This window comes from Niabella yanshanensis (assembly GCF_034424215.1).
Classification (GTDB): domain Bacteria; phylum Bacteroidota; class Bacteroidia; order Chitinophagales; family Chitinophagaceae; genus Niabella; species Niabella yanshanensis.
The window spans coordinates 881,851-906,759 of the sequence record NZ_CP139960.1; the positions used below are offsets into that span (position 1 = coordinate 881,851).

The 24,909-nt window shown below is 42.6% G+C and carries 29 protein-coding genes; 20 read left to right on the top strand and 9 right to left on the bottom strand.

Annotated features, from left to right (window positions below):
- Positions 1–12: 12 nt before the first annotated feature.
- Positions 13–780, bottom strand: coding sequence for a helix-turn-helix domain-containing protein (locus U0035_RS03255; RefSeq protein ID WP_162818006.1), 768 nt, complete (start codon positions 778–780; stop codon positions 13–15).
- 191 nt (positions 781–971) lie between these two features.
- Here U0035_RS03255 and U0035_RS03260 point away from each other — a divergent pair, with 191 nt between their 5' ends.
- Both U0035_RS03260 and U0035_RS03265 read left to right on the top strand, forming a co-directional pair.
- Positions 972–1,811: an SDR family NAD(P)-dependent oxidoreductase gene (locus U0035_RS03260; RefSeq protein ID WP_114792911.1), complete on the top strand. Its 840-nt coding sequence runs from the start codon at positions 972–974 to the stop codon at positions 1,809–1,811.
- 68 nt (positions 1,812–1,879) lie between these two features.
- A complete protein-coding gene (locus tag U0035_RS03265) occupies positions 1,880–2,806 on the top strand; it encodes a helix-turn-helix domain-containing protein (RefSeq protein ID WP_114792912.1) in 927 nt (308 codons plus the stop codon).
- Between the two features lie 24 nt (positions 2,807–2,830).
- Here U0035_RS03265 and U0035_RS03270 read toward each other — a convergent pair whose 3' ends face one another.
- Complete coding sequence (locus tag U0035_RS03270) at positions 2,831–3,400, bottom strand: hypothetical protein (protein WP_114792913.1); 570 nt, start codon at positions 3,398–3,400, stop codon at positions 2,831–2,833.
- 234 nt (positions 3,401–3,634) lie between these two features.
- Between U0035_RS03270 and U0035_RS03275 the strand changes: the two genes are divergently transcribed.
- The gene (locus U0035_RS03275) at positions 3,635–4,570 is read left to right on the top strand and encodes an alpha/beta fold hydrolase (RefSeq protein ID WP_211316547.1); all 936 of its coding nucleotides are present in this window, start codon (positions 3,635–3,637) and stop codon (positions 4,568–4,570) included.
- 193 nt (positions 4,571–4,763) lie between these two features.
- Here U0035_RS03275 and U0035_RS03280 read toward each other — a convergent pair whose 3' ends face one another.
- Positions 4,764–7,148 (bottom strand): PAS domain-containing sensor histidine kinase, encoded by a 2,385-nt coding sequence (locus U0035_RS03280; RefSeq protein ID WP_114792914.1) that lies wholly within the window; start codon positions 7,146–7,148, stop codon positions 4,764–4,766.
- Between the two features lie 203 nt (positions 7,149–7,351).
- Here U0035_RS03280 and U0035_RS03285 point away from each other — a divergent pair, with 203 nt between their 5' ends.
- The 6 genes from U0035_RS03285 to U0035_RS03310 all read left to right on the top strand — a co-directional run bounded on the left by U0035_RS03285 (position 7,352) and on the right by U0035_RS03310 (position 12,603).
- Entirely contained in the window at positions 7,352–8,167 is an 816-nt protein-coding gene (locus U0035_RS03285) for a helix-turn-helix domain-containing protein (RefSeq protein ID WP_114792915.1), read from the top strand.
- Between the two features lie 92 nt (positions 8,168–8,259).
- Positions 8,260–10,713, top strand: coding sequence for a TonB-dependent receptor (locus tag U0035_RS03290; protein ID WP_114792916.1), 2,454 nt, complete (start codon positions 8,260–8,262; stop codon positions 10,711–10,713).
- A gap of 85 nt (positions 10,714–10,798) precedes the next feature.
- Positions 10,799–11,131 (top strand): ArsR/SmtB family transcription factor, encoded by a 333-nt coding sequence (locus tag U0035_RS03295; protein ID WP_114792917.1) that lies wholly within the window; start codon positions 10,799–10,801, stop codon positions 11,129–11,131.
- 29 nt (positions 11,132–11,160) lie between these two features.
- Positions 11,161–11,622 carry an SRPBCC family protein gene (locus tag U0035_RS03300; RefSeq protein WP_114792918.1) on the top strand — a complete coding sequence of 154 codons (462 nt, stop codon included), beginning with the start codon at positions 11,161–11,163 and terminating at the stop codon, positions 11,620–11,622.
- A 10-nt stretch (positions 11,623–11,632) separates the two neighbouring features.
- Positions 11,633–12,013 (top strand): DoxX family protein, encoded by a 381-nt coding sequence (locus U0035_RS03305; RefSeq protein WP_114792919.1) that lies wholly within the window; start codon positions 11,633–11,635, stop codon positions 12,011–12,013.
- 11 nt (positions 12,014–12,024) lie between these two features.
- On the top strand, positions 12,025–12,603 hold the full coding sequence (locus tag U0035_RS03310) for a YdeI/OmpD-associated family protein (RefSeq protein ID WP_114792920.1): 579 nt from the start codon (positions 12,025–12,027) through the stop codon (positions 12,601–12,603).
- A 369-nt stretch (positions 12,604–12,972) separates the two neighbouring features.
- On the opposite strand, the gene tnpA is transcribed toward U0035_RS03310, so the two are convergent.
- A complete protein-coding gene (gene tnpA / locus U0035_RS03315) occupies positions 12,973–13,440 on the bottom strand; it encodes an IS200/IS605 family transposase (protein ID WP_114792921.1) in 468 nt (155 codons plus the stop codon).
- 39 nt (positions 13,441–13,479) lie between these two features.
- On the opposite strand from tnpA, the gene U0035_RS03320 reads away from it, so the two are divergent.
- On the top strand, positions 13,480–14,043 hold the full coding sequence (locus U0035_RS03320; RefSeq protein WP_114792922.1) for a DUF4256 domain-containing protein: 564 nt from the start codon (positions 13,480–13,482) through the stop codon (positions 14,041–14,043).
- Between the two features lie 65 nt (positions 14,044–14,108).
- Here the strand turns inward: U0035_RS03320 and U0035_RS03325 are convergent, their stop codons facing one another.
- From U0035_RS03325 to U0035_RS03335, 3 genes are all read right to left on the bottom strand, one after another.
- Positions 14,109–14,864, bottom strand: coding sequence for an SDR family oxidoreductase (locus U0035_RS03325; RefSeq protein WP_114792923.1), 756 nt, complete (start codon positions 14,862–14,864; stop codon positions 14,109–14,111).
- Positions 14,865–14,935: 71 nt separating this feature from the next.
- Complete coding sequence (locus tag U0035_RS03330) at positions 14,936–15,508, bottom strand: Crp/Fnr family transcriptional regulator (protein WP_114792924.1); 573 nt, start codon at positions 15,506–15,508, stop codon at positions 14,936–14,938.
- Positions 15,508–16,086 carry a Crp/Fnr family transcriptional regulator gene (locus U0035_RS03335; protein ID WP_162818007.1) on the bottom strand — a complete coding sequence of 193 codons (579 nt, stop codon included), beginning with the start codon at positions 16,084–16,086 and terminating at the stop codon, positions 15,508–15,510. The genes U0035_RS03330 and U0035_RS03335 overlap by 1 nt, the downstream gene beginning before the upstream one ends.
- Before the next feature lie 379 nt (positions 16,087–16,465).
- Between U0035_RS03335 and U0035_RS03340 the strand changes: the two genes are divergently transcribed.
- Positions 16,466–16,834 carry a response regulator gene (locus U0035_RS03340; protein WP_114792926.1) on the top strand — a complete coding sequence of 123 codons (369 nt, stop codon included), beginning with the start codon at positions 16,466–16,468 and terminating at the stop codon, positions 16,832–16,834.
- 55 nt (positions 16,835–16,889) lie between these two features.
- Here U0035_RS03340 and U0035_RS03345 read toward each other — a convergent pair whose 3' ends face one another.
- Entirely contained in the window at positions 16,890–17,270 is a 381-nt protein-coding gene (locus U0035_RS03345) for a response regulator (protein WP_114792927.1), read from the bottom strand.
- A gap of 621 nt (positions 17,271–17,891) precedes the next feature.
- Positions 17,892–18,101, bottom strand: a complete 210-nt coding sequence (locus tag U0035_RS03350; protein WP_114792928.1) for a hypothetical protein — start codon at positions 18,099–18,101, stop codon at positions 17,892–17,894.
- Between the two features lie 183 nt (positions 18,102–18,284).
- Between U0035_RS03350 and U0035_RS03355 the strand changes: the two genes are divergently transcribed.
- The 9 genes from U0035_RS03355 (at position 18,285) to U0035_RS03395 (ending at position 24,897) form a co-directional block, all read left to right on the top strand.
- Positions 18,285–18,872, top strand: coding sequence for an RNA polymerase sigma factor (locus tag U0035_RS03355; RefSeq protein WP_245957827.1), 588 nt, complete (start codon positions 18,285–18,287; stop codon positions 18,870–18,872).
- On the top strand, positions 18,856–20,136 hold the full coding sequence (locus U0035_RS03360; protein WP_114792929.1) for an outer membrane beta-barrel protein: 1,281 nt from the start codon (positions 18,856–18,858) through the stop codon (positions 20,134–20,136). The genes U0035_RS03355 and U0035_RS03360 overlap by 17 nt, the downstream gene beginning before the upstream one ends.
- 108 nt (positions 20,137–20,244) lie before the next feature.
- Positions 20,245–20,607: a cytochrome c gene (locus U0035_RS03365; protein WP_114792930.1), complete on the top strand. Its 363-nt coding sequence runs from the start codon at positions 20,245–20,247 to the stop codon at positions 20,605–20,607.
- Between the two features lie 17 nt (positions 20,608–20,624).
- Complete coding sequence (locus tag U0035_RS03370; protein WP_114792931.1) at positions 20,625–21,041, top strand: OB-fold protein; 417 nt, start codon at positions 20,625–20,627, stop codon at positions 21,039–21,041.
- Positions 21,042–21,055: 14 nt separating this feature from the next.
- On the top strand, positions 21,056–21,604 hold the full coding sequence (locus tag U0035_RS03375; RefSeq protein WP_114792932.1) for a YceI family protein: 549 nt from the start codon (positions 21,056–21,058) through the stop codon (positions 21,602–21,604).
- 2 nt (positions 21,605–21,606) lie between these two features.
- A complete protein-coding gene (locus tag U0035_RS03380; protein WP_245957828.1) occupies positions 21,607–22,539 on the top strand; it encodes a DUF5777 family beta-barrel protein in 933 nt (310 codons plus the stop codon).
- A 45-nt stretch (positions 22,540–22,584) separates the two neighbouring features.
- Positions 22,585–22,974 (top strand): COG4315 family predicted lipoprotein, encoded by a 390-nt coding sequence (locus U0035_RS03385; RefSeq protein ID WP_245957829.1) that lies wholly within the window; start codon positions 22,585–22,587, stop codon positions 22,972–22,974.
- A 101-nt stretch (positions 22,975–23,075) separates the two neighbouring features.
- The gene (locus U0035_RS03390) at positions 23,076–23,297 is read left to right on the top strand and encodes a hypothetical protein (RefSeq protein ID WP_114792933.1); all 222 of its coding nucleotides are present in this window, start codon (positions 23,076–23,078) and stop codon (positions 23,295–23,297) included.
- Between the two features lie 1,030 nt (positions 23,298–24,327).
- Positions 24,328–24,897 carry a TlpA family protein disulfide reductase gene (locus U0035_RS03395; RefSeq protein WP_114792935.1) on the top strand — a complete coding sequence of 190 codons (570 nt, stop codon included), beginning with the start codon at positions 24,328–24,330 and terminating at the stop codon, positions 24,895–24,897.
- The last annotated feature ends 12 nt before the right edge of the window (positions 24,898–24,909 follow it).

A 24,909-nucleotide genomic window follows, 5' to 3' on the forward strand; every position in this document is an offset into this window, starting at 1 on the left:
CAAAATAAGCCGTTAAAAATAACGGAACCCCCTGGGTGTTTTACCTGTAAAAGCTTTAAATACTCTTATAAAATGAGATTGATCGGCAAAGCCATTAGTATAAACAATATCTGTAAGTTTAGTAAATTGTTTTTCGGCCAGCTGCTCGAGCGATTGCTGGAACCGGGTGATCTGGATAAAATCTTTGGCAGATAAGCCTACTGCTTTTAAAAAACGCCGCTCCAGCGAGCGGGGCGTTAGAAACAGCGCTTCGCAGATCTCTTTTACGCTGATCTGCGCCCTACGGTCCAGTATTAATCCGATGGCCTTCCCTACTTCGGCATCGGGTGCTTTCTTTTTATTACTGACCAGTCCGGAAACGAATTCCTGTATTATACAGATCTGTGCAGTTACATCCTGATTGGATAAGCGTTGTGCAAATGGGGACCAATGATCATGCTGCTCCAGGTTATAGCAGTCATTATTCAGCAGCTGTGGATCTACATTAAAAAGACTATTGAGCACGAAGGGATACAACTGAAATACCATAATACGGTAAGCCCCTTTCAGATGAATATCAATGGGATGGATTGTTTGCCCGTAAAGATAGGCAGGCGGCATTTTTTTATTCTGCGGCTGCACGCACATGCCACCGCGGGTTTCGTGGTACATCAGGCCCGGATAACCATCAGCATAAAATGATAGTACGTTGTCATCCCTGTCCTCCACCTCTTCAAAGATCAGGATCGCTTTTACAAATAAAGCTACGGATGGATCGGGTGATATCTTATTCCATTTCATTGGGGGGACAATATTGATTTGAGCCGGCTTTTCCAGGCAAATGTAAAACGCTCCGGGAAAATATAAGATCAGTTTTTCCGGATCCCGGGCGGCAGCTTTGAACGATCCGCAATTTGAACACAAAGTACCGCAATTAGCTTAGGTACAATTTTATGGCAAAGGCCACCTTTGATCTCTAAATAATAATTAATATGACAGCAACAACAGGTAAAGTATGGTTCATCACCGGTGCCTCACGCGGTTTTGGCCGGGTATGGACTGAGGCAGCTTTAGAACGTGGTGACCAGGTAGCAGCCACAGCGCGCAACGTGACCAGCATCGCCGACCTGAACGAAAAATATGGTAACCGGGTATTAACGCTGGAGCTGGATGTAACCAATGCGGAGCAGGTAAAAACAGTAGTGCAACGGGCTCATGCTCATTTTGGCAAACTGGACATCATACTCAATAATGCAGGTTACTCCCTGGTGGGCACGATTGAAGAGGCTCAGGCCGATGAAATACGCGCTTTGTACGAAACCAATGTACTAGGACCGGTAGCGGTGGTCCAGGCAGCGCTCCCCCTGCTGCGTGAACAGGGCTACGGGCATATATTAGGCACATCCAGCAACCTGGGACATGTAACCCTGCCGGTCATCGGCTATTACTGCTCATCCAAATGGGCTTTCGAAGCAATTCATGAAAGCCTGGCCGAAGAGGTAAAGCCTTTTGGCATTAAAGTAACTATTATTGAGCCGGGCGCCTATGCGACCGAATTCGGCAGCCAGCAGTCCTTAAAATTTGCCAGGGGTATGGATATCTATACCGGTCTGAAGACCAGTTTTGCAGAAAACCTCCAGCATTTAGAGAAGGGCGATCCAGCAGCCACACCCGAAGCTATATTTAAAATAGTAGACGCCGATCAGCCGCCTTTGCGTTTTCTGCTGGGTAACCAGGGCTTGCCCTGGACCCGTGGCGCTTATGAACAACGCCTGGCAGAATGGGAAGCCTGGGCCGAAGTATCGGATGCCGCACAGGGAGCAGCGAAATAATTAATCCGTTTAAACAATAACCGGCATTTAAACCTGTTGCCGGTTATTGTTGTTATATAGTTTAATAAATGAAAAAGGAAGAATTCAGTCACCAGCAGTTTGCTTCAATACCAGAGGCACACCGGCTGATGGGATTGCCGCAGCCGCGGCACCCATTGATTAGTTTGATCAACGGAAAACATTTACCTATTTGTTCGCATGCTTTAGGCAGCTCGCATGTGCTCGGCTTTTACAAAATATCGTTTAAGCCTCCCATAAGTGGCAAGCTTCGATATGGGCAGGATTATTACGATTTTAATGGTGGCGGTTTGATGTTTGCTGCTCCACACCAGGTTATTGGCGGACACACCGCGGCAACCGAGCCTGCGGGCGATTGTTATTTTACCCTCTTGATTCATCCTGATTTTTTCCTGGGACATCCGTTGGCACGCGCTATTAAACAATACGGTTTTTTTTCTTATACTGCTAATGAAGCACTCCATTTGTCTGATGAGGAACAAACGACCATCTTCTCGCTATTCGATATGATGGATAAGGAGCTAAAGAGTCGTATTGATGACTTCAGCCAGGAGATTGTGATCGCGCAGGTGGAGCTATTACTCAATTTTGCCAACCGCTTCTATAAACGGCAGTTTATTACCCGGAAGGCAGCACATACCACCTTATTAGAAAAACTGGAAACCCTGCTTGAAACTTACTTTAACAGCGATGCAGCTTTAAGCAAGGGCCTGCCAACCGTAGCTTATCTCGCCGGCCAGCTCCATCTCTCTCCCAGCTACCTGAGCGATATGCTACGTGCGCATACGGGCCAAAATGCCCAGCAACATATACATGCCCGGCTGATTGATAAGGCAAAACAGATCTTATCTACAACTAATCTGTCGGTAAGCGAAGTAGCCTATTCATTAGGATTCGAGTATGCTCAATCTTTCAGCAAACTTTTTAAAAGCAAAACCAGTCTTTCACCATTAGCATTCAGGCAGCAGTTTAACTAGCATATTCCCTGAACCTATAGTGTGTTATGAAGCCGGCTGCGCAAGCCCCGGGTTTTTGGCCGCATGAAACAAAAGGCCGGACAATAAGAAAAGTGCCGCAAAAAATGCCCCCACTGATACTATTTCGCTGGAGGAACTGCCGGGATAATGATTCATTCCGGAAAGTAAAGCAATCCCGGTTAGTATTATTAGTGACGATACCATCGCATACATAGTGCGTTCCATACCCGAAGACCTGAGCCGTGAAAACAGGATACCAATTACTACCACCAGCACTATGGCAGCATACATAATATTGCCGGCATTAGGCCCGCTGCCAATAAGACCAACAGCCATATTAGCCCAAATCATCAAAAATGTAGTACCCAGCGCAACGATAATTGCTATGCGATACACCCAGTTGGGTGCGAACCGGTTAATTAATACATAGGTGAGACCCGTGCCGGATATCAGGGCACCCATGATTAAAAAATCTGCTACGCTCCAATTGACCTCGCTGGTAAATTGCATCGCCACAAAAGGTATCATTAGTATAGTAACAGTGACCAATGCAATGGTCATCAAAGAACGAGAAAGTTTTACCTGCTTTTTCATAACTATCTTTTTAATGAACTTTACTTAATTTAAAAGCACTTTGAATTACAAAGCAAAAATAAGCATTTATCGGTTAAAAAAAAATATTTTCAATTATAAGCAGCTATTTCTTTCTGTTGAGCTCTAAACTGCCTATTTAGTTGACATGTCGCATTCAACACCAATGATTGTCGCTAACCACCAGTTCTTTTATATGCAGAGATGCTGAGCTTTGTAAGATCAAAAATGTTTTATATGAAAAAGCCTTTTCTAAACTTTTATTGTGCTATGGCATTGGTTGTATCAGTTATAGCCTGTCGGCAGCCGGTTCCAAAAGAAACAGCCGGTAAACAGTCTTCAGATAGTAGCAGCCAGCAAATGCCGGTACCAAAAGACACGGGTTATGCCGATGTAAATGGGTTGAAACTTTATTATGAAGTATACGGGCAGGGACAACCTATCGTGCTACTACACGGGTCTTTTATGACCATACCACTAAACTGGTCACATATTATTCCGTTGCTCGCGCCGAACCGCCGGGTTATCGTAGCTGAAATGCAGGGTCATGGAAGAACCCGCGATATATCCCGTGAATTCGGCTATGAAGCTATGGCGGATGATGTATCCGGCTTGCTGAAGCATCTTAAGGTGGATAGTGCTGATGTATTGGGTTACAGTATGGGAGGCGGCGTGGCTTTCCAGATGGCAGTGCGGCATCCGGCGCAGGTACGACGCCTGATTATATTATCAGGAACCTACGCACATGATGGTTGGTGGCCGGATGTAGAAGCCAGTTATGCCGGGATTAATGCCGAAATGTTCAGAGGAACTCCCATTCAAAAACAGTATGACAGTTTGGGTAACGATCCCGCACATTTTTCCGAATTTGTAAAAAAGGTAATGAGCATCGATCTGAAGCCATACGATTGGACAGCAGCTGTGCAACAAATAAAAGCGCCGCTATTTATGGCAATTGGCGATGCGGATGGTGTGCGTTATGAACATGCGCTTGAATTGTTTCGTGCGAAGGGAGGCGGAAAAATGGGTGACATCCATGGCCTGCCGCAATCCCGTTTAGCTATTCTGCCCGGCACCACTCATATTGGTATGATGCAGCGAACAGACTGGCTGATACCTATGATCAATGAATTCCTGGATGCGGATTTGACCGCTCCTCCTCCGACATTTTAGGTTCAGTTATTGTGCTTTGAAAATCGCCTGCAAATGATCTCACCTCCATTGGGTTAAACGTTTATTGCAAGCTGTTAACAACAAAAAGGCAATAACAACAAGCGTAAAGGCTGACGGCGAACCTGCATCAAAATTTGGAAAGACTGGAACAATACCGGGCTTTTCGCGCGGGAGCCTGTCATAAAATAAAACGCTAAGCAATTGAACTACCTGTATTTTCGAACGGCAGGAAAAAAGAAAAAACAGAGCCCTCTCCTTTTTTACTCTCCAGCGTAAAATGTCCTCCATGGCGATGGATAATTTGCGCAGAGATATATAAACCAAGTCCCATGCCTGGCGCCAGATGGGTATGCCCGTCTGTTGTGCGAAAGAAACGTTCAAATACTTTTTGCTGATCTTGCTCTGCAATGCCCTCTCCCTGATCTTTTACGCTGACCCTGATGCCATTGGCCTGAGTGGCGGAACCAATAGTTATTAATGTGTCGGGCGACGAATATTTAATAGCATTAGATAACAGATTGGTTATTACCTGACCAATCCTTTCCCGATCCACTTTTATCAGCGGAAGGGGCTCCGGGTGTAATACAAAATAGCTGGAAGTTGTGGGCTGTATTTCTTCAATGCGCTCGTGCAGTAATTCGTTGATATCTGTATCTTCAGTATGTAGCTGCAACTTTCCTTCCTGCACTCTTGTGAGATCCAGTAATTGATTGATGAGACTGATCAACCGGTCCACCTGTCCGTTTAACCGTGCAAGTAAATTGGCGTTCTTATGATCTCCGGCCCGCTCCAGATTGGCCTGAACCAGCTGACCATATGCCTTGATGCTGGTTACAGGTGTTTTAAGCTCATGGCTGGCAATACCTATAAAATCGTCTTTTTGTTTCAGGAGCTGTTTTAATTGACGTTCACTCACCTTCAGCTCTTCTGTCGTTTTCTTGAGCTCATTAATATCTGTAATAACGGAAATAAAGCCCAGCACAACCCCTTTATCGTCTAAAAAGGGAATGGAACTAACCCGCGCCCAGATGGGATCAGCATCATCACCGAGATACTGCATTTCAAGAAAAGGCAGAATGGGGTCGCCTTTTAAAGCCCTGGTCCCCGGGTAATCATAGGGTTTTATCCTGCTCCCATCAGGTTGAAAAGCCAGCCACCGGTCAACATTTTTTTTATCCCGGGAGGGCATCATTCCGGTGGGTAAAAAGCGCCGCATCTCATCGTTCAACAAAACAGCCTCTCCCCTGGTATCGAAAAAACCCAGGCCGACGGGTGAAGCTTTAAATATGCTGGCCAGCAGCGATTCGCTTTGCTTTAACTGATCTTTAGCCTTTTGGGCTATCTGATCTTTTAGTTCCAACACCTGCCGCTCCCGATTCCTGCGTTCGGTAATATCCTGGCCAATCATCAGTACCTGGGAGACATTGCCGAAGGCATCTCTTTTAAATACTTTCCCCCTTACAGACAACAATACCCATTCGCCATTACTTTTTCGCAGCCTGTATTCTACTTTATTCTCTTCCTCGTCGGTAAGCGAAATGAAACGTTGATAATATTTCTCCAGAGCCGGCAAATCTTCGGGGTGAAATAAACGCCTACGTTCTGTATAAGAAATAGCAACCCTTTCGTCATCAAACCCCAGGGTAACCAATGCATCACGATTTGCATATATAATATCCCTCGAAGGTAAAGCTACCACCGACATCATATCGGGCATCACATCTGTAACGGCTTGTATTAAACGGGCTTGCTCCTGTAGTGCCTGTTCCGATTGTTTCCGTTCTGTAATATTATCACACGAAAACATCACGCCATCGTCAAGCTTTACAATTTTATAATACAACCACCAATCATATCCTTCCGCAGCATAATGAAGTTCGGTTTGCTGCATTGCTCCTGTTTCAGATGCTTTTACCATCAGCCCGAATAAGCCACTGATTCGAGCGTAAGGAAAAGATGCCAACAGGCTTTTGCCAGCCTTATCAATGCCCATCCGGATAGCTGCATCATTAAGCCATTCGTATATAAAATCGATGATAATTCCTTCCCTATCCCTAACTGCAACCAACTTAGCCAGCGCTATAGCCGAAACGTTGATCACTGCCTCCAGGCGCCTTTTTGCAGCCAGGGTTTCTAAATGATCCTTTTTTTGCGCCGTAATATCCCTGGTTGTCATAGTTACCCCATCCCCCTGTCTGACCAACGCCTGGTAAAACCACTGATCTTTGAATTGTTCATGGTAGTAAAACTGTTCCTGCTCACTGGGTATGCCGGTTTCTACCACCTTAACCATACGCTCAAAAATACCTGACAACATTACACCCGGATTGTGCTGCAGAAGGCTTTTGCCTATTACATCGCCATTCTGCTCAAGCCCTTTTTTATTCTGTACTTTCCATATAAAATCAATGATACCGCCCGATTGATCCCTCACCGCATCAAATGCCTGGATGATGTCAAGAGAGGAGTCTAATACAGAAAGGAGCAAAGCTTCGCCTCCCTGCCCGTGCTCACGGACGCTTACTTCATCAGATTTTTTATCCGAATAGTTCATTTGCTGAGGATCACCAGGGTTCATAACTGTTAAAACGGAATAAGGTGCCGCTAATTTAGTAAACTCTGCTGAACCCTAAATACGTTACCTTAAAAAAACAATTCAACCCGCATCTTTAAAAATCACCTTCTCCCATTTTATACATGTAATAACCTCTCATGCTGGAAACTTTTTTGTATTTTTCAAAACTTCAGTACTGCTCCATATACTGGCCATAAATATAAATAATGAGTTACCCCATTGAGATCAAGGACAAAGCAAAGAATACAAAGGGTATTAAGATAGAAGCCTTCAGAAAAAATGTAAGAACAACGGCGCCACACAAACACCATAGCTATATCGAACTGGTTTATTTATCCGCCGGTTCGGGCAGGCATACAATTGATGCAGACACTTTTATTATCATACCACCGGTTTTACATATCATTCAACAGGACCAACTGCATTTCTGGAATATAGATTCCGATCCGGCAGGCTATGTATTGATACTAAAAAAAACATTTGTCGACCAGTATTTTGATTATGAGCTTAACTATTTGCTATCCAGGGTCAGCACTTGCAGCGCTCTGAATATAGATCCCGAAAAAGCACCGGCTATAGAGTCGTTATTTGAACTGTTAGTGCAGGAAAATAAAGGAATTGAAAAACAAAACGCTGTTTTGATACACCTTATGAAAGCCTTACTTACAAAATTGTTGCAACAGCTACCCACTTCAGTAACAAAATCACCGGGAAATTTATACTTTTCATTTTGCGAACAGCTCTCTGCTTCAAAAAGCCTGATCAATAATGTTGCCTATTATGCCCGTCAGCTGCATACTTCGCCGCAAAACTTAAATGCCGCGTGTAAAAGACAAGCGGGCAAACCTGCTTCTGTAATCATATCAGCTCATATTGTATCTGAGGCATCCAGACTCCTGCTATACACCCAACAGTCCGTTTCAGAAATTGCCTACCGGTTGGGGTTTAAAGATAACTCCCATTTTACCAAATACTTCAAAAAGCATACAGGCTCTACGCCATCGCAGCTCAGACTTCCCTGAAGCAGGGATGTTATACCAATGTATTTTCAAATAGACCATTTTTTGATGTCCTGATTCTTAAATTTTGCTGGTACAGCGAAATTTAAAACATAATGACACGGGTTACTCTTCTTTTTTCAGCATTCCTTGCACCGTTATTTTGCCTGGCTCAAACCATTACTATCAAAGGCATCCTTCTTGACAGCTCCGACCAACAACCCATACGCAGCGTTACAATACATATTGTCGAAAAATCATCAGTTATTGTCGCAGGCGGCACAACTGACCAGCGCGGCACTTTTTCTATAAGTTTAACGGATAGACGGCCCGAAAAAATAAAATTCAGTCATGCTTCTTACAAGGATGTTGAAATAACATTCCCATCCCCCAACGGTTCAATAGCGAATATAGGGACCGTTCAACTGGTTCCACGGGTACAGTCGCTGGCTGCAATAATAGTGGACGGTCGTAAGGCCCCATCCTCATTTAAGATCGACCGGCAGGTATACCAGGCATCGCAGTTTGGCAATGCGGCCAACGGAACCGGAACAGATGTACTGAGAAATTTGCCTTCAGTATCCATTAATGCCCAGGGCGAAATTGCATTCAGAGGCTCGGGTAGCTTTCTACTCTTATTAAACGGCAAACCAACTCAGACCGACCCGGCCCTGGTGCTGGAACAATTGCCGGCTGGTTCCATTGAGCGGGTTGAAGTGATCACGAGTCCGGGTGCAGCCTACGACGCCGATGGAAAAAGTGGTGTTATCAATATCGTCACCAAAACCGGTGTAGAAGACGGATGGATGGTACAAGCCAATATAATGGGTGGAACTCCGCCATTAAATGATTTTGATAACAAACGATACAATAATCCCCAACGCTATGGGGTAGACCTATCCACCAGCTATAACAAAAAGAAATGGAACTGGAACCTGGGACTTAATTACCTGCGCAATGATATAGCGGGTTATCGGGAAGGAGATGTATATACTATAAGAGATGGCATAAAAACAAGCTTCCCCTCTTCAGGTGAGCGCAGTTTCCAACGTTATAATTATGGTGGAAGATTTTCTGTGAATTTTAAACCGGACACCCGTAATAACTTCACTGCAGGTTTTTATACCGGAAAAAAGTTCCAGAGCCGGGTGGCTGATCTTATCTACCACAATACCCGGCAAGATCTGAATACCGGCGATTGGTCGTCTCATACCTATTATAATGAGAATACACAAAACAAGGAAGGCATTTTTACTTTAGCAAACCTGGACTACAGCCACGATTTTAGTGAAGGATCGAGGCTGAGCTTTTCAGGGTTACTTGAGCGGGCGGATCTTTCGGGAACCACTTATAACCTGAATGTTCAATATCCATACATTAAGGACACCATCCAGTATACCGTCAATCCCAATACCAACCCGCTTAATGCTTACCGGGCCAAACTTGACTATCAGAAAAAAATAGGGAGCGGAAACCTTCAAACAGGCTACCAGTTCCGGTACGATCACCAGCAGGGCAATTTTCTCTACCAAACCCGGATCAACGGAAGCAAACAGTTTGAAACAGATCCCCATTTCAGCAGTTCGGTTCGGGTAGAGAACCGTATTCATGCGGGTTACATTCAATACAACGGTTCGTCAAAAGCATTCAACTATGCCGCAGGATTAAGACTGGAACATTCGGAAAGGGATTTGTTACTATCCAATACAGGTCATCAAAACCAATTGCAGCTCACCAACCTGTTTCCCTCTCTTCTGATAAGATACACTCTTTCAGAACATAGCGTTTTGAAGGCAGGCTATAATAAAAGGGTTAAACGTACTAATAACTTTGAACTGAACCCGGTACCCGAAAGGGAACACTCCGAAACCCTGGAGCAGGGTGATCCAAACCTGTTACCGGAGTTTACCGGCACTTATGAAGCGGGTATTGAATACAGTTTTGGAAAGAATACATTATTTGCAACCTTTTATCATCAAAGCATTGACAATCCCATTCAAAGAGTGAATAGTGTATTTGCAGATACGATACTCAACCGGATATTTACCAATGCCGGCCGCGCTTTACAAACCGGCCTGGAAGCTAATCTGAACATTGCGCTAAGTAAAATGTGGCAATTGGTGTTGGGTGGTAATTTGTACGACTACCAGATTAAAGGAAAAATTTTCAACGGGACGTTACCGGTGCAAAACCGCAGCCTGGTATACAGTATCAACAGTACCCAGTCATTTAACCTGTCTCAAAACTGGTTGCTCCAATTCAGCTTGAATTATATTTCCCGGCGGGCTACCGCCCAGGGTGAAGACGGCGCCTTCATCACCCCCCATTTCACTGTCAAAAAAACAACTGCAAATAAGCGATGGTACTTCCAGTTGCAGTGGCTGAATATGGATGGGGGTTTAAATATTTCCAACCGGCAGCGCATCACCACCCGGGGTAATGATTTTTACACCACAACCCATTATATCTATGAGCCCGACCAACTACAACTTTCGGTAGGATTTAATTTATCGCGCAAAAACCGGAAAATAGTACTTCCCCAAAGTGAGATGGGAGAAAAAGAATTTTAACCTTCTGCAGATTCAGGCAAACTTTTCAAAATAAATTTGAGTAGTCAAATAACTACATATATATTTGTAGTCAAATAGCTACACAATGAATCTGAGAAGAGATGTATTTCAAGCCATTGCCGATCCTACCCGAAGGGCCATATTATTATTATTAACAGCCGCTCCGTCGCTTACAGCCGGTGCAATTGCAGCCAACTTTGATACAGCAAGACCGACAGTATCTAAACATTTACAAATACTTACTGAGTGCGAACTCCTGCAGTCGCAACCGAACGGCCGTGAGATGTATTATCAACTAAATCCGAAAAAAATGAAAGAGATTGATGACTTCATTGAACCTTTCCGGCAAATGTGGGACGACCGTTTCAATAAGCTGGAAGCCATTATGAAGCAACGCGGAAAGAAAAAACACGATTAAACAAGCACCCTTAAAATAAACCATTACCGATGGAAAGAAAGACAAAAATACATGCCGAAAATGGCAGGCAGGAATTAACCATAACCCGGGAATTCGATCTGCCGGTTGAATTACTATTTGAGGCGCATACGGATGCCCGAATTATAGAACAATGGATGGGTAACAAGGTCTTAAAATTTGAAGCGAAGCCACATGGAGGGTATCAGTTTGAGACAACTGATCCGCAAGGCAATGTGTTGTTTAAAGCTAATGGTGTTATACATACGTTGATACCCGATCGAAAGATGATACGCACTTTTGAAATGGAAAACGCTCCTTTTGATGTTCAGTTGGAATACCTGGAATTTGAAGCATTAACGGATGATACCAGTAAACTGACCATGCAGGTACTATACCGCTCGGTGGAGCTTCGCGATCAGCAATTAAAAATGCCTTTTGAATACGGTATCAATATGGCCCACGACCGCCTGGAAGCGATTTTAAAAAAATAAAAAAAAGGTTATGCCAAAAAGAAATAAGATCATTTACTGGATTGCCACCATTTGGCTGGCATTAGGCATGTTGTCAACCGGTATCGTGCAGCTTATTCAGTTAGAGGAAGAGACAGAAATGATGAAGAGGTTGGGTTATCCCTCCTATTTATTGGGTGTTATTGGAATATGGAAGATACTAGGTGTAGTGGCTGTTCTGATACCCAAATTTCCTTTGCTGAAAGAGTGGGCCTACGCCGGGTTCTTCTTTGTAATGTCAGGAGCCGTACTATCACATTTTGCAATAGGCGATGGTGCAAAAGAGTTCTTTGGGCCGGTATTATTGTTGGTACTTATATTTATATCCTGGTATTTCAGGCCCGTTAACAGAAAGCTTGTTTCGTCCACTTAATAAACACCTATATGAATCCGAAAGTTGATTTCTTTTTTGATAAGGATGGGCCATGGCGGGCTGCATTTGAGCAGATGAGAGCACTTGCCCTGGATTGCGGGCTTACTGAAGAACTCAAATGGGGGCAGCCCTGCTATTGCCTGGGCAAAGCCAATATTGTTTTGATACATGGTTTTAAAGAGTATTGTGCGCTCCTGTTCTTTAAAGGCGCTTTGTTGCAAGACCCGGAAGGTATATTAATTCAGCAAACAGAAAATGTTCAGTCGGCGCGGCAATTACGATTTACCGGTTTAGAAGAAGTAAAACAAAAAGCAAAGGCGATCAAAGCTTATATTTACGAAGCGATAGAAGTGGAAAAAGCAGGATTGAAAGTGCCTTTAAAAAAAACCGCCGCTTTCGAAGTTCCTGAAGAATTTAAAACAGCATTAGATAAACAACCGGCATTGCAAAAAGCATTTGAAGCGTTGACTCCGGGCCGTCAAAGGGCCTACCTGTTTTATTTTGCTCAGGCGAAGCAGTCCAAAACCAGGGAGGCCCGGGTGAAGAAATATATACCCAAAATCATGGAAGGAATGGGATTGGATGATTAGGGTTTGCGGGCCTACGGCACGCAGAACATCTATCAACATTTTGGGCTACCAATAGATGGTTCCTACGGAACAAAACCATCCTGTTAAAATTCTCTTGGACGCCATTGTTCTTTTCAATAAAGGAAAGAATAGGATGAAAACTTATAAGACCCTATCAAAAAAGGCAGCAGATAAAAACGAAAAAAAAGCCAAAGGCATTATAGTAAGTAAAAGTCGATGATGATACCTACGGCATACGAAACATTTGTCAACATTATAGGCTATAAAGAAAAGCGAAACAATGCCGGAGGCATTACCTGTTTATAGATATATAGCATAAAAATCACGTGTTGCCGCATAGCGGCTACCCGTTAATTTCAAAGTAAGGCTCTATTCGTCTTTGGGATCATGAAAAATAAATTGTTTATTATAGTCAATCTTATATTTTTTCAACATATCTGCATATTCGTCCCGAAACCTGGTATTGACATGATGTTGTTTCTGATTCATAATGTATTTAGCAACAGCATCAATTTGTGAACGGCTATTACTGAAGGTTCCATGCCCTTCCTGCCAGTAAAATTTATGTTTTATAAAATTTTTCTTATTGATAAATTCACTGCTATCGCCTTTTACCTGCCGCATTAAATCAGAAATAGATTGTACACGATTTAATCTGATGAATAAATGAAGATGATCACTAGCAGCATTAATAGCAATAATTTTATGACCATTATTTTGAACAATGCCTGTAATGCATTTGTGCAACTGATCTTCCCAGGCCTGTTCGATCGCAGCCCGCCGGTAACGAACCGCAAATATTATATGGATGTAAATCCGGGTGTAAGTGTTAGACATAGGTTATTTTTGATCAACTTACTAAAATAATTATTCAGTATGAACAATAAAAAAGAACTATCACCTTCTGTAAAAGACGAGCTTCTGGGAATATTGAAAACCCGGTTTGAAAAAAATAAAAACAGGCATAAGGCTATTGACTGGGATAAAGTACTGACCCGGCTTGAAGCGAACCCCACCAAACTATGGTCTTTAAATGAAATGGAAATTACGGAAGGCGAACCAGATGTAGTTGGTTACGACAAAAAAACGGGGGAATATATCTTTTATGATTGCTCAGCCGAAAGTCCAAAAGGCCGCAGGAGCATTTGCTATGATGGCGATGCACTAGCCTCAAGAAAAGAGCATAAGCCCAAAGACAGTGCATTGGGCATGGCAGAAGATATGGGTATTGATATACTTACAGAAGTACAATACAGGGAGCTACAACAATTGGGAGCCTTTGACCTGAAAACTTCCAGTTGGGTTCAAACGCCTGCTGCTATAAGAAAACTAGGCGGCGCTCTTTTCTGTGACCGGAGATATGATACTGTATTTCTCTACCACAATGGTGCAGAGTCTTATTATGGCGCAAGAGGATTCCGGGGTTATTTAAAAGTATAGTTACAACAATAAGCCCGGCGTTTTACAACCGGGCTTACTTATCTTACAACTGAAACTCAGCTAATCTAGCGCTGGTTTGCGGGATCAGCAATCCATTCAGCGTAATGGCTGGCTCCCAAATAAACGGCCGATTGTGGCGCTAACGTATCCTTTTCTAACGGCGCCCCGGAGTACAAGGCTTGTACATCCGATACAACTTGTAAATCCTTACCAGTTGCTTTTGCATATTGACTGATCCAAACAGTCATGTCGAATTTTTCAGGTCCGCCTATCTCTAGTATCGAATTTGCAGGTTGATCCACTGCCGTTTTAGCGAGGAAGCTCACCACATCTTTACTTGCGATGGGTTGAATATTGGCATCAGGTACACTTACTTTCCCGTCAACCGTACTCATTTGTACAATTCCTGCAGCAAACTCAAAGAATTGAGTGGCATGAACAATCGTATAAGGTATGCCCGAAGATTTGATCATATCTTCCTGCACTTGTTTGGCACGAAAATAACCACTTGCCTGTAGCTGGCTGGTACCTACTACCGATAAGGCAATATGATGCTTCACCCCAGCTTCTTTTTCTGCAGCCAACAGATTTTCGTTAGAGGTTTTGAAGAAATTCATTACCGCTGTTGCTTCAAATGAAGGTGAATTAGAAACATCAATGACTACATCTGCATTCACTAAAACTTCTTTTACGCCTTCACCGGTAAGTGTATTTACACCCGAGCTGGGAGAAGCTGCAATAACTTCGTGGTTGGTTTGTTGCAGCTGATTTACTAACTGACTACCAATAAGGCCGGTACCGCCGATAATAACTATTTTCATCTTTGTTTTTTTAGAGGTGATTTGTATAATACAAAGATGAACAGCACCAGCACGGAAAAACTTAAGCTGGTTTAAGAAACGCCGGATTGCTTTAATTGTACCAATTCTTCCAGGTTTACCTGCATATAAGATGCAAAAATAGGATCCGGTATCCGGGCCAGGATGTCCGGATAAGTATTTTTGAAATACTTATAAAAATCCTCTTTAGTAGTGGTGGCATATGTTTTCTGCTTCAGTAAGGCAGCGCCGTAAGCCCGCTCATGAATGGTATTGAAATAGAGAGCCACCATTGGATATTGGTTTAATAACGCTTCGTATTGTTGGCGGTTTATTACAATAAGCTCCGAGTCTTCCATGGCCGCTATGCTATAAACAGCCGGGCCTTTCATAGCAAAAGTTTTATAGTCTGTGATCCACCAGTTTTCCAGTGCAAAATGAATTACCTGTTTTACTGCGTGGTGCTCATAATATAAATAGAGGCAGCCCCTGGCAACAAAATAAAGAGCATCACAGGGTTCATTTTCTCTTAAAAGTATTTCATCCTTTTTTACAACCCTTGTGGTTATAAATGGGGATAGATCTTTTTCACCGGCAGTAAAATCAGGTAGCAGGTTTTGAATATGTTTTACTAATCGGTTTGTCATTATTTTTTCTGCTTTCGGTTTTTGCGTAATTCACTTAAATATTCAGGTGTAAAGCCCAGAAAAGAAGCCAATACTTTTTGAGGGATGCGTTGTAGAAAATCGGGGTACTTCGACTCAAAATTTTCGTAAAATGCCTGCTTGGGTATGCGTGAAATTAATTGGATACGCAATAAGGAAGCAGCATAGGCCCGTTCATACACTTTCCTGAAGTACACCTCCATTAAAGCATTACTCTTTAACAACTGTTCATAATCCCCGTGCGATATGCTCAAAACTTCAGTGGGCTCGAGCGCCTGGATGGAATAACCTGAATTCTTCCCGGAACGAAAAGCGTCCAGGTCCGTCATCCACCAGTTTTCGAGGGCAAACTGTAATGTTTGTTCTACACCATTTGTATCTGTAAAAAATAAGCGAAGACAGCCCTTCACTACAAAAAAATAAGCAACACAACGTTTACCTTCTTCCTGCAACATTTCTTTTTTACGAAATGAGTGCGCTTCAAAGAATGATAGTACCGGTAACGCATCCGTTACAGTACCGGCAGTAATTTTATGAATATGTTGTATTATCGGATGCATACGGTAAAACAGTATACTGATCTGGGAACGCAAAGCTAATTAAAATATAAATCCACCCCATATTGTTACGCTATAGACATGTATTGTAAAACACAAGACTTATTGATATAAGGATACCGGTATTTTAAAGATAAAATATACGTAACCGAGCCCCCGGATATCAGGGAAATATCTTTAAACTGCCACCTTATGTATTATCTGGCAAATAACTCTGTATTTTTGCCGTCCCTGACTTCGGAAAGATGATCATATGTAATGTGCGCCTTCTAAGTTCGACATATTTTGATTTGAAAGAATCGAAAATTCAATGGCAGAAGTTGCCTGATTTAGGTATCAACCCGGGACAGAAATTTATTTTATAAAAGAGCCCCTAAGAAGCATGAGAAAAAGGATCCTGATAGCCGATGATAATCCCGGCATTCTTGAAGTGGTAAGCATTATACTGGAGTCGGAAGGTTACGAGGTGAAATCTACGGCAGACCCTCAACATGTTTTGCAGGTAAAGGAAGATCCCCCTGGTCTGATTCTATTAGACATCTGGATGGGCGGTACCGATGGACGTCATATTTGCAAGCAATTAAAAGCAGACCATTTAACCAGCCATATCCCCGTAATTTTAATGTCTGCCAATAGTGATATCCGCGCAATAGCAGCCGAATCCGGTGCAGATGGATTTATTGCGAAACCTTTTGAAATAGATGATCTGATCAACCAGATACAATCAGTTTACGCTTCTGGTAATTCCTGAGCATTGTTCAACGAAAACCTTACTTAATACCTGGTAGTTAACCAAAATATGCTTTTCAGCAGGTTTTTGGGTTCAAGGCCACTTTGATTGCTTCAGTAAGGTGATCAAGATCGAACGGTTTCGCCAGGAAATGCTCGGCTCCTGCTGTATTGGCCAATTTGGATATTTCGCTGTTGGCAGAAAAATAGATCACAGGAATGTCCTTCAAGTCCCGGTCTTCTTTAATTTCCCGGGTAGCAACAATACCCCCCTTGGGAGGAATCCAGTTGTCCATAAAGATCACCTGCGGCTTACAGGCTTTAAGTTTGTTCACCACATCATCGCAGCTTGCGAAAGTATTTACCTGCCATCCCTGGTCCTGCAGTACATAATGGCAAATAGATAGAATGTCCTCATCATCATCAAAGATGGCTACACTTTTAGTCTCCTCATTCATAAAAGGTGAAGTTAGCATTAATCGCTGATGAATACGTGAACAGGAAAAAAATACAAATAGATATACGGTAATTCGTTTCCTGCAGAACCAAATGCCCATCATTTACGCACCTGGTGTAAGTCCCGGCTTTTAGCGCCGTTCCACCGGCAAATGCGTCATTAACAACCCTAAAAAATGTCAGTATTACTTTTTTTTTCTATTACCATGTGATCCTCTGTAATTTATGTATTTTTAAGCATCAAAAAGCCCCCCTGTAGAGACAGGGGAGCCAGCCTTTACCCGGCGCAAGCCGGGTTTTTTGTGTTAACCCTCTATTAACACAATACGAATATAAGTAATGCGACCTAATATCAGATTATTTTTAGTCAACTATATTGCTTTGAAAAACAGTGTACCTGAAAGTTGTAATAGCAATTAGTAAGAAGTATGACGCTCTATGACAAGAAGACCTGTGCCCAGATAAAATTTGTTGCTTGACCCTGGCTTTAGAACGATAATTGCGAATAAGGAAATAAGCAGTTGAATGGACCAAACAATGGTCTCAAAAGTCACTTGTTATTATGTTAAACTGTCCCCGGAACAAAAATGATGGTACGGTTTTACAATACAATTTGATGGCAGCTAAGCATACTGGTTCACCCGCTTGCACATGTACATTAATTCGTCAATATCTTCCACCCCTTTAACTTTAATATCTGTAACGAATACATTAACAACTACTCCTGCACTTACATGCACTTTTACCATTCCATAACCATACTCGTCAAAAGTGGCCGGATTATTTTTCAATTCGATAAAACCGTTATTAAGAATATCGGAAAGTGTGGTCATGATCGCGTTTTATAATTAGCTTAAATGGTTAACAACAGTAAAAGACAAAGGGTATGCCAAATAATAGTGGTGTAACTTAGAAAATAAGCTTGTTTCAATAAAAAAAGATGAATAAAGCAACCATTTATTTATTCTTGCTGTATATACAAATGTTGAAACATTAATTAAATCACGCAAACACTTTTGAGAATAGCTCTGAGCACTGACCATAGCCTCTACGACCTCATATTGGGCTGCAAGCAAGATATGCCTGTTGCGCAGAAGCTATTGTATGAACGGTTTTTTGGTTTTGGATTATCTATATGCCTGCGTTATGCTAAAAACAATGATGAGGCAATGGAAATACTAAATGACGGATTTGTAAGAGTTTTCAGGAGCATTCCGGGGTTTATAGCACCTGCCGGCCAGGAAGCATTATCCAGGTTATTTATGAGTTGGTTTAAAAAGATAATGATCAATACAGGTATCAACTACTTTAAGGCACTTAACAAAGCCTCGGCCATTCATGTAGCTGAGACATTGGACCATATGGATGGGTATGGTAAACATAACGACTCTGATCAACTGGCCTATGAGGACCTGGTAAAACTGATACAGAAATTAAGCCCCGCTTACCGCAACACTTTCTGTCTTTATGTAATCGACGGGTACCGGCACGAAGAAATTGCGGGCATGATGGGTATTTCTATAGGCGCTTCAAAATCAAACTTACTGAAAGCCAGAAAAAATTTACGCAAAATGCTGGAAATAACCAATGCCGAAAAAGTATAAACATATGACCGATGAAGAGCTGGACCAGCTTTTTAGAGACGCTGCTGAAAGCTTCAAAAACAGCAATCCCCCGGAGGGGGCCTGGGAGGCTTTTTATACAAAAAATGAGCAACAACTAAAAAATAAGGAACCGGAATCAGTACCGGACTTTGATAAAAGACTCTCTCCTTTCTTTACGCTGCCCCAGGCTTATAAAGTTGCGGCAGCGTTATTGGTTCTTTTTGCAGCCTGCACCATCGTTTGGTTAGTCGTTTCAAAACCCGGGAAGCACGAGGCTGGCACCATTACACAAAATATATCCAATCCGGGTACCGATACAGCTGTATCCGTGGCTAAAGACGCTCAAAAAGATACAGCAGGCATCAGCACTCCGCTATCCTTAAAGGACCAGGATCAATTTTCCACAGTCCAAAAGTCAGCTGTGATAACAGGAAATAAACCGGGGCCTATCATGTATCCTTCCTTCAAAGACGAAAGCAACGCACCACTCCATGCGGGCGCCAACCCGCTCATACCACCAGCTTTTCCAGCACAAAAAGACAAAGCTATTGCGAATAATACACAGCAGGCTAATGCAAAAAAAATAGACCTGACCAGGGAGCAGCAGGGATATTCCGATAAAAACAACTACACAGCCAACCCTCTTTTTGCTGCTGCTAAAGAGCCTTCAAAAAGAAGCAGCTCCGGCCGGTGGCAGCTTGGCCTGGTAGGCGGCGCTAATATAGCCATGGTAAAGGGTGATGTCTCAACTACCCCGGGGCTTACCACCGGCATCCTGGTACAGCACCGCATTAACGATACCAGGGTCTCGGTTGAGTCGGGCGTTATTTATGAAAACATGACGTATGCTGTTGAAAACGAGTACTTTAACCCAGGCGGTAAGCCTGTTTCGTCAAAAGTGTCCAATATTTCGGGGGCCTGCACGATGATTGATGTACCGGTTAATGTACGGTATGATATGGTGCATTCTAAAAAAAGAAAAGCTTTTGTAAGCACTGGTGTTTCACCCACGGTAATGGTAAAACAAAGTTATGTATACGATTATACCGACGAAAATGGAGCACGCCTTATAGACCGGGATGTTACGGGACAGGGAAAGAATTTTTATGCCGTAGCAAATGTGTCGGTAGGCTACGAACAAAAATGGAATAAAACTTCGGTGCAGGTGGCGCCTTATCTTAAAATACCTATGGGGGAAATAGGATACGGAAATCTTAGCCTTGGCGGCATTGGCACACAGGTATCTATTAAAAGAGACTTATAGAAAAAGAAATCTTTTAAACTAATCACAGCACAGGTTCAATTAAAAAATTGATGCTATAGCATCAACAGGATCTCTATTGCCCGGCATTTTCTAAACTACAAACTATAAATGATGAAAACTACAAAAACGGTACACTTAAAAATCGCGTTGCTATCCTCTTTATCCCTGGCGCTTGGTTGCTCTGCCGATAAAGAAGATGTGGTTACGCCGCCCCCTACTCCCCCCGCAGCCGAAGTTAAATTTTCTACACAGGTGCTGCCTATTTTTACGGCAAGCTGTGCCGGGTGTCATGGCGCTACCAATCCGCCCAATGGCATTTCACTAACCACGTATGCACAAATATCGGCCAATGCTACAGCAGCTTACAGCGCTATACAGGCAGACCGTATGCCCAAGGGAGGCCCTGCTTTATCAGCCACGCAAAAAGCACTGATCAAAGCCTGGATCGATGCGGGCAAGAAAGACAATTAATCATTAATATCCTTACCATGAAACGAAAAACCGCATGGGCCTTACTGTTGCTGGTAGTAATTACTGCGGCCGGTTTGGCGCTTTACTATTACTACAAAAAGCCACCCGACATCAGGAAGGCTGCAGCCCATTATGAAACAACGGCCCCGGCTTTGCTGGCCGATTTTAATCAAGATGAATCGACCGCAAATGCCAAATACCTCGATAAGGTGGTGGTCGTTGAGGGAACGATCAGCCATATAGAGCTTAATGGTGAAAGCCCCGCTGTTTTCCTCGAAACCGGTGACCCTATGGCGGCTGTCACCTGCAGTTTTTATAACACGGAAAACGCCGCGTTGAAGCCCCTGAAAACCGGCACTCGTATAAAAATCAAAGGCGTTTGTACGGGCATGTTAACAGATGTGGTGCTCAATAAATGCAGCATTGTAGAATAATTTAAAACAGGAACATGAAAAAAATAGTAACCTTATTCACAGTGATCCTATTCACTGCTTACCCCGCTTTTGCTCAAAAGTATTTTACTAAAACGGGTATCATCAGCTTTAGCGCCGGCACTTCGCTCGAAGATATTGACGCTGTAAATAAATCGGCCACCAGTGTAATGGATGCGGCTACCGGAAAAATAGAATTTGCTGTTCTGATCAGGGGATTTGAATTTAAGAGAGCGCTGATGCAGGAACACTTTAATGAAAACTATATGGAAAGCAGCAAATATCCTAAAGCCGTATTTAAAGGCAATATTGTTGAAGCCATTCCTTTTAACAAGCCCGGCACTTATACCGCCACTGTTAAGGGCATTTTGGAGATGCATGGTGTAAAGAAAGAAACTACGGCTAAAGGCACCATTAAGGTGAGCGCAGCATCCATACAGGCCGTGTCCCGGTTCAGCGTTAATACCAGCGATTTCAATATTTCCATTCCCGGCGTAGTTAAAGACAAGGTATCGCCGGTAGTGAATATATCCGTCAACTGCAATTATACACTACTAAACCAATAGCTATGAAAAAAAATAAACAGATATTAAATAAGAAACGAACGGCATACCTGTTAACCCTGTTGTTAGCAGGCTGCTTTACGCAAAACATATCTGCGCAGGACGATCTTTTGTCGCTGGTCGACTCTACCGGTGAAGGATCTGAGCGGGTTACAGGTGCTTTCAAATCCAGCCGCGTCATCAATGGTCACTCCATAGAGTTTATTGGCAAAAAAGTGCTGGATGTACGTATCCTGCACCGGTTTGGAGTTATTAAAGACGGTATAGGCGAGCTATTTGGATTAGACCAGGCCAGTATGCGGCTGGGGTTTGACTATGGCATTACCAAAAACCTGACCATGGGTGTAGGGCGCAGTACCCTGGCTAAAGAGCTGGACGGGTTTATTAAATACGGCGCGCTGCAGCAATCAAAAGGAAAAAGCAATATACTGGTGTCTGTGGTATTGGTAGCCGGAAGCACCGTTGCTACTGCAAAACCGGCCGAGGATGCCACACTCAGGGAAACCAAACACCGGATGGCTTATTATAGCCAGGTCATTATCGGGCGTAAATTCAGCAACCTTTTTAGTTTGCAACTCTCTCCCACTTATGTACACCGGAATGCAGTTGCTGCCACCGATTTTAATGACACTTACGCGTTGGGCATTGGCTCAAGGCTAAAGCTCTCCAAACGGGTAGCTTTTGTAGCAGACTATCATTATGTTATTTCGGGGCTTGATAAAGAGGTTTACAGCAACCCGCTTTCTATTGGTTTTGATATAGAAACAGGGGGACATGTATTCCAGCTGCATTTTTCCAATGCCACGGGCATGAACGAAAAAGCTTTTATTACCAATACCACCAATAGCTGGGGCCGCGGCGAAATAAGGTTTGGCTTTAACCTCTCCCGGGTTTTTACTATTGGCAAAAAGAAAATGTCAAGCCAATCGCAGCTATAATTTCTGAGCAGTACAATAATCAATTTATCTTAAAAAAATAATACCATGTACACACAAATTGCCACCATAGAAAAAAAAGCAGCTATAAAAGCCTGTTTACACCCCATGATCCTGTTGGTTTTTTCGGTTGTTTGGTTGAGTTGTCATCATAAGGATGATTATACCCCACCCCAAACCTATAGCGTTCAATTAAAAATCAATGCCGCACTAGGAAATTATTTAACTGATAAGGATGGAAGAGCCTTGTATTTCTTTGCTAATGACTCTGCTACTGTTAATACCTGTGCAGGGGGCTGCGCGCTGCTCTGGCCCGTTTTTAATGCCCCCGGTATATCTGCAGCCAACCTGGGCAGTGGGTTAAACTTTAGTGACTTTGGACGAATAAATACTGCCGCAGGCGCCCAACAAACTACGTACAAGGGGCGGCCGCTTTGATTCAGTGACTGACTAACGTAAAAATGTTTACTACGTTGTTATAAAGACCGAAATTCATGATGTTATTTTCAAAAGTATTCTAGACTAAGTCAATAACTTATATGAACCACATTCTAACCGAAACCGAAGAATTACTTCGCTACAAACGCCTGCAAAAAAAGCAAGTCTATTATTATATTTTTTTCCTGGGCTTACTGCTTGGTGCAACCAGCATGTACAGCCTTGTTTATTTTGGAAAATTAATATTACCTGCGCAGGCAATAGAAAATCAACTAAACGAGAGCCAGAAAAATACCAAGGAAAGCAAAAGCGAGTTTCAATAACTGGTATATAATGTCATTGCTCGCCTTCTATTTAGTTCTTTTAGGGCTCCCTTGTGTTCTCTTCTTAGTTGACTTTTTTTGATCTTTTAGATCAAATTCATATTGATTTAAAATTAATTTGAGGACATTTTCCCTACTTGTTTCAATTAAGTCAGCTATCCTAAAAATATCATTCAAAAGGAATTGTTCAACTTTTCCTAAAAGGTTATTGAATCGTGTATTATTTATGCCAAGATCTTTGTAGAGGACACTTTTGGGTAGGGTATCAAAAATTTCACTGAAAAGGCTGATATGACCACTTTCAATTAAATTCTTTATTGTCTTATAACGCCTATCCTTAATCATTATTCAAAGGAATAGACTAGTACTTGAATATTTTAAAAAATAGAATTAATGGTTCTATAAAATAGAACCATATGTTCTATAATTAAAAAACATTCACTATCTTTAGGTTAATAAGTTGATTAGAAACTATGATTAAATAATATTTGCAATTACTTCATAAATCATTTGAAGCAATTCGCTTTGAGTCTCGCTTTTGAAACCTCGGAAACTTCAAAAATGGAACGGGATGATAAGTAGAATAGCTCACGTTACGGCGTGGGCTCTCTTATCTGTTCCAAGGCCTCCGAGGGCCTCAAAAGCGGTAAGTTGAGCTCCACGCTTTTTTGTTGCGGTAAGCGTAGCATATTTACCATCAAAGACTCATCCAAATCCAAAACAGATGAGCAAACCTATATCACATAAATTATTTACACCAGCAATTAGTTATAATGCTAAGGCTGCATTTATATATGCCTGCAAGCCACGCCAGCCGCAGTAGCTTTTAGACAGATTACTCCACTTCGCTTCGCTACGGTTGTATGACAGTGGGAGAAAGGTGGAGTGTGCCGGGCCCAACAACAGCCTTGGGTAGGCAGTGCAGCTTCTTCTCATGGGTTGCAACTGCCACCCGGCACTATTTTAAGCAACAACCAGGTTTATAAACTATGAAAGACAATACCATTTACTAATTTTTAAAAACTGATCAATGAACAAAAAAATAACGCTTACCAGCGTAATGGCAATTTTATGCATATGCCTGAGCGCACAACGCCCCCAGGTAACTACTTTGCCGGTTAATGAACGATTATCCAACCTGGTAATTAATAACCTGATCAACTACCCGGGCGATACCGCCAGTATTAATACATTAACGGGAAATAATTCTAAAATGCTGCTGATTGATTTTTGGTTTACCAGTTGTGCCCCCTGTATTAAACAAATACCTAAGCTAGACTCTTTGCAGCAGCAATTTAAAGATCAACTGCAGATACTAATGGTAACCTTTGAGCCTGATAGCCTGGTAATACCCTTTATAACTAAATGGGAGCAGCGGCACTGTAAAAAACTAAGCGTACCTGTAGCTACGGCCGACACACTACTACAGGCACACTTTAACCAGGGCAGCAGGCCCAATTATGCCTTTATAGCAGCCGATAGGGTAAATATGGGGTACACTAGCAAGGCATTTATTAACGCCACTGTTATCAAAGAAGTACTTGCCAAAATGAAGGAAGAGGTAAACCTGCGCGGCTACCAGCGCAATCCACAACAATAACCTACAAAAACA

What these genes read in the sequence shown, in the direction of transcription:
- U0035_RS03255 (WP_162818006.1), bottom strand. Translation starts at nt 780, where the DNA reads ATGAAATGGAATAAGATATCACCCGATCCATCCGTAGCTTTATTTGTA.
- U0035_RS03260 (WP_114792911.1), top strand. Translation starts at nt 972, where the DNA reads ATGACAGCAACAACAGGTAAAGTATGGTTCATCACCGGTGCCTCACGC.
- U0035_RS03265 (WP_114792912.1), top strand. Translation starts at nt 1,880, where the DNA reads ATGAAAAAGGAAGAATTCAGTCACCAGCAGTTTGCTTCAATACCAGAG.
- U0035_RS03270 (WP_114792913.1), bottom strand. Translation starts at nt 3,400, where the DNA reads ATGAAAAAGCAGGTAAAACTTTCTCGTTCTTTGATGACCATTGCATTG.
- U0035_RS03275 (WP_211316547.1), top strand. Translation starts at nt 3,635, where the DNA reads ATGAAAAAGCCTTTTCTAAACTTTTATTGTGCTATGGCATTGGTTGTA.
- U0035_RS03280 (WP_114792914.1), bottom strand. Translation starts at nt 7,148, where the DNA reads ATGAACCCTGGTGATCCTCAGCAAATGAACTATTCGGATAAAAAATCT.
- U0035_RS03285 (WP_114792915.1), top strand. Translation starts at nt 7,352, where the DNA reads ATGAGTTACCCCATTGAGATCAAGGACAAAGCAAAGAATACAAAGGGT.
- U0035_RS03290 (WP_114792916.1), top strand. Translation starts at nt 8,260, where the DNA reads ATGACACGGGTTACTCTTCTTTTTTCAGCATTCCTTGCACCGTTATTT.
- U0035_RS03295 (WP_114792917.1), top strand. Translation starts at nt 10,799, where the DNA reads ATGAATCTGAGAAGAGATGTATTTCAAGCCATTGCCGATCCTACCCGA.
- U0035_RS03300 (WP_114792918.1), top strand. Translation starts at nt 11,161, where the DNA reads ATGGAAAGAAAGACAAAAATACATGCCGAAAATGGCAGGCAGGAATTA.
- U0035_RS03305 (WP_114792919.1), top strand. Translation starts at nt 11,633, where the DNA reads ATGCCAAAAAGAAATAAGATCATTTACTGGATTGCCACCATTTGGCTG.
- U0035_RS03310 (WP_114792920.1), top strand. Translation starts at nt 12,025, where the DNA reads ATGAATCCGAAAGTTGATTTCTTTTTTGATAAGGATGGGCCATGGCGG.
- tnpA (WP_114792921.1), bottom strand. Translation starts at nt 13,440, where the DNA reads ATGTCTAACACTTACACCCGGATTTACATCCATATAATATTTGCGGTT.
- U0035_RS03320 (WP_114792922.1), top strand. Translation starts at nt 13,480, where the DNA reads ATGAACAATAAAAAAGAACTATCACCTTCTGTAAAAGACGAGCTTCTG.
- U0035_RS03325 (WP_114792923.1), bottom strand. Translation starts at nt 14,864, where the DNA reads ATGAAAATAGTTATTATCGGCGGTACCGGCCTTATTGGTAGTCAGTTA.
- U0035_RS03330 (WP_114792924.1), bottom strand. Translation starts at nt 15,508, where the DNA reads ATGACAAACCGATTAGTAAAACATATTCAAAACCTGCTACCTGATTTT.
- U0035_RS03335 (WP_162818007.1), bottom strand. Translation starts at nt 16,086, where the DNA reads ATGCATCCGATAATACAACATATTCATAAAATTACTGCCGGTACTGTA.
- U0035_RS03340 (WP_114792926.1), top strand. Translation starts at nt 16,466, where the DNA reads ATGAGAAAAAGGATCCTGATAGCCGATGATAATCCCGGCATTCTTGAA.
- U0035_RS03345 (WP_114792927.1), bottom strand. Translation starts at nt 17,270, where the DNA reads ATGAATGAGGAGACTAAAAGTGTAGCCATCTTTGATGATGATGAGGAC.
- U0035_RS03350 (WP_114792928.1), bottom strand. Translation starts at nt 18,101, where the DNA reads ATGACCACACTTTCCGATATTCTTAATAACGGTTTTATCGAATTGAAA.
- U0035_RS03360 (WP_114792929.1), top strand. Translation starts at nt 18,856, where the DNA reads ATGCCGAAAAAGTATAAACATATGACCGATGAAGAGCTGGACCAGCTT.
- U0035_RS03365 (WP_114792930.1), top strand. Translation starts at nt 20,245, where the DNA reads ATGATGAAAACTACAAAAACGGTACACTTAAAAATCGCGTTGCTATCC.
- U0035_RS03370 (WP_114792931.1), top strand. Translation starts at nt 20,625, where the DNA reads ATGAAACGAAAAACCGCATGGGCCTTACTGTTGCTGGTAGTAATTACT.
- U0035_RS03375 (WP_114792932.1), top strand. Translation starts at nt 21,056, where the DNA reads ATGAAAAAAATAGTAACCTTATTCACAGTGATCCTATTCACTGCTTAC.
- U0035_RS03380 (WP_245957828.1), top strand. Translation starts at nt 21,607, where the DNA reads ATGAAAAAAAATAAACAGATATTAAATAAGAAACGAACGGCATACCTG.
- U0035_RS03385 (WP_245957829.1), top strand. Translation starts at nt 22,585, where the DNA reads ATGTACACACAAATTGCCACCATAGAAAAAAAAGCAGCTATAAAAGCC.
- U0035_RS03390 (WP_114792933.1), top strand. Translation starts at nt 23,076, where the DNA reads ATGAACCACATTCTAACCGAAACCGAAGAATTACTTCGCTACAAACGC.
- U0035_RS03395 (WP_114792935.1), top strand. Translation starts at nt 24,328, where the DNA reads ATGAACAAAAAAATAACGCTTACCAGCGTAATGGCAATTTTATGCATA.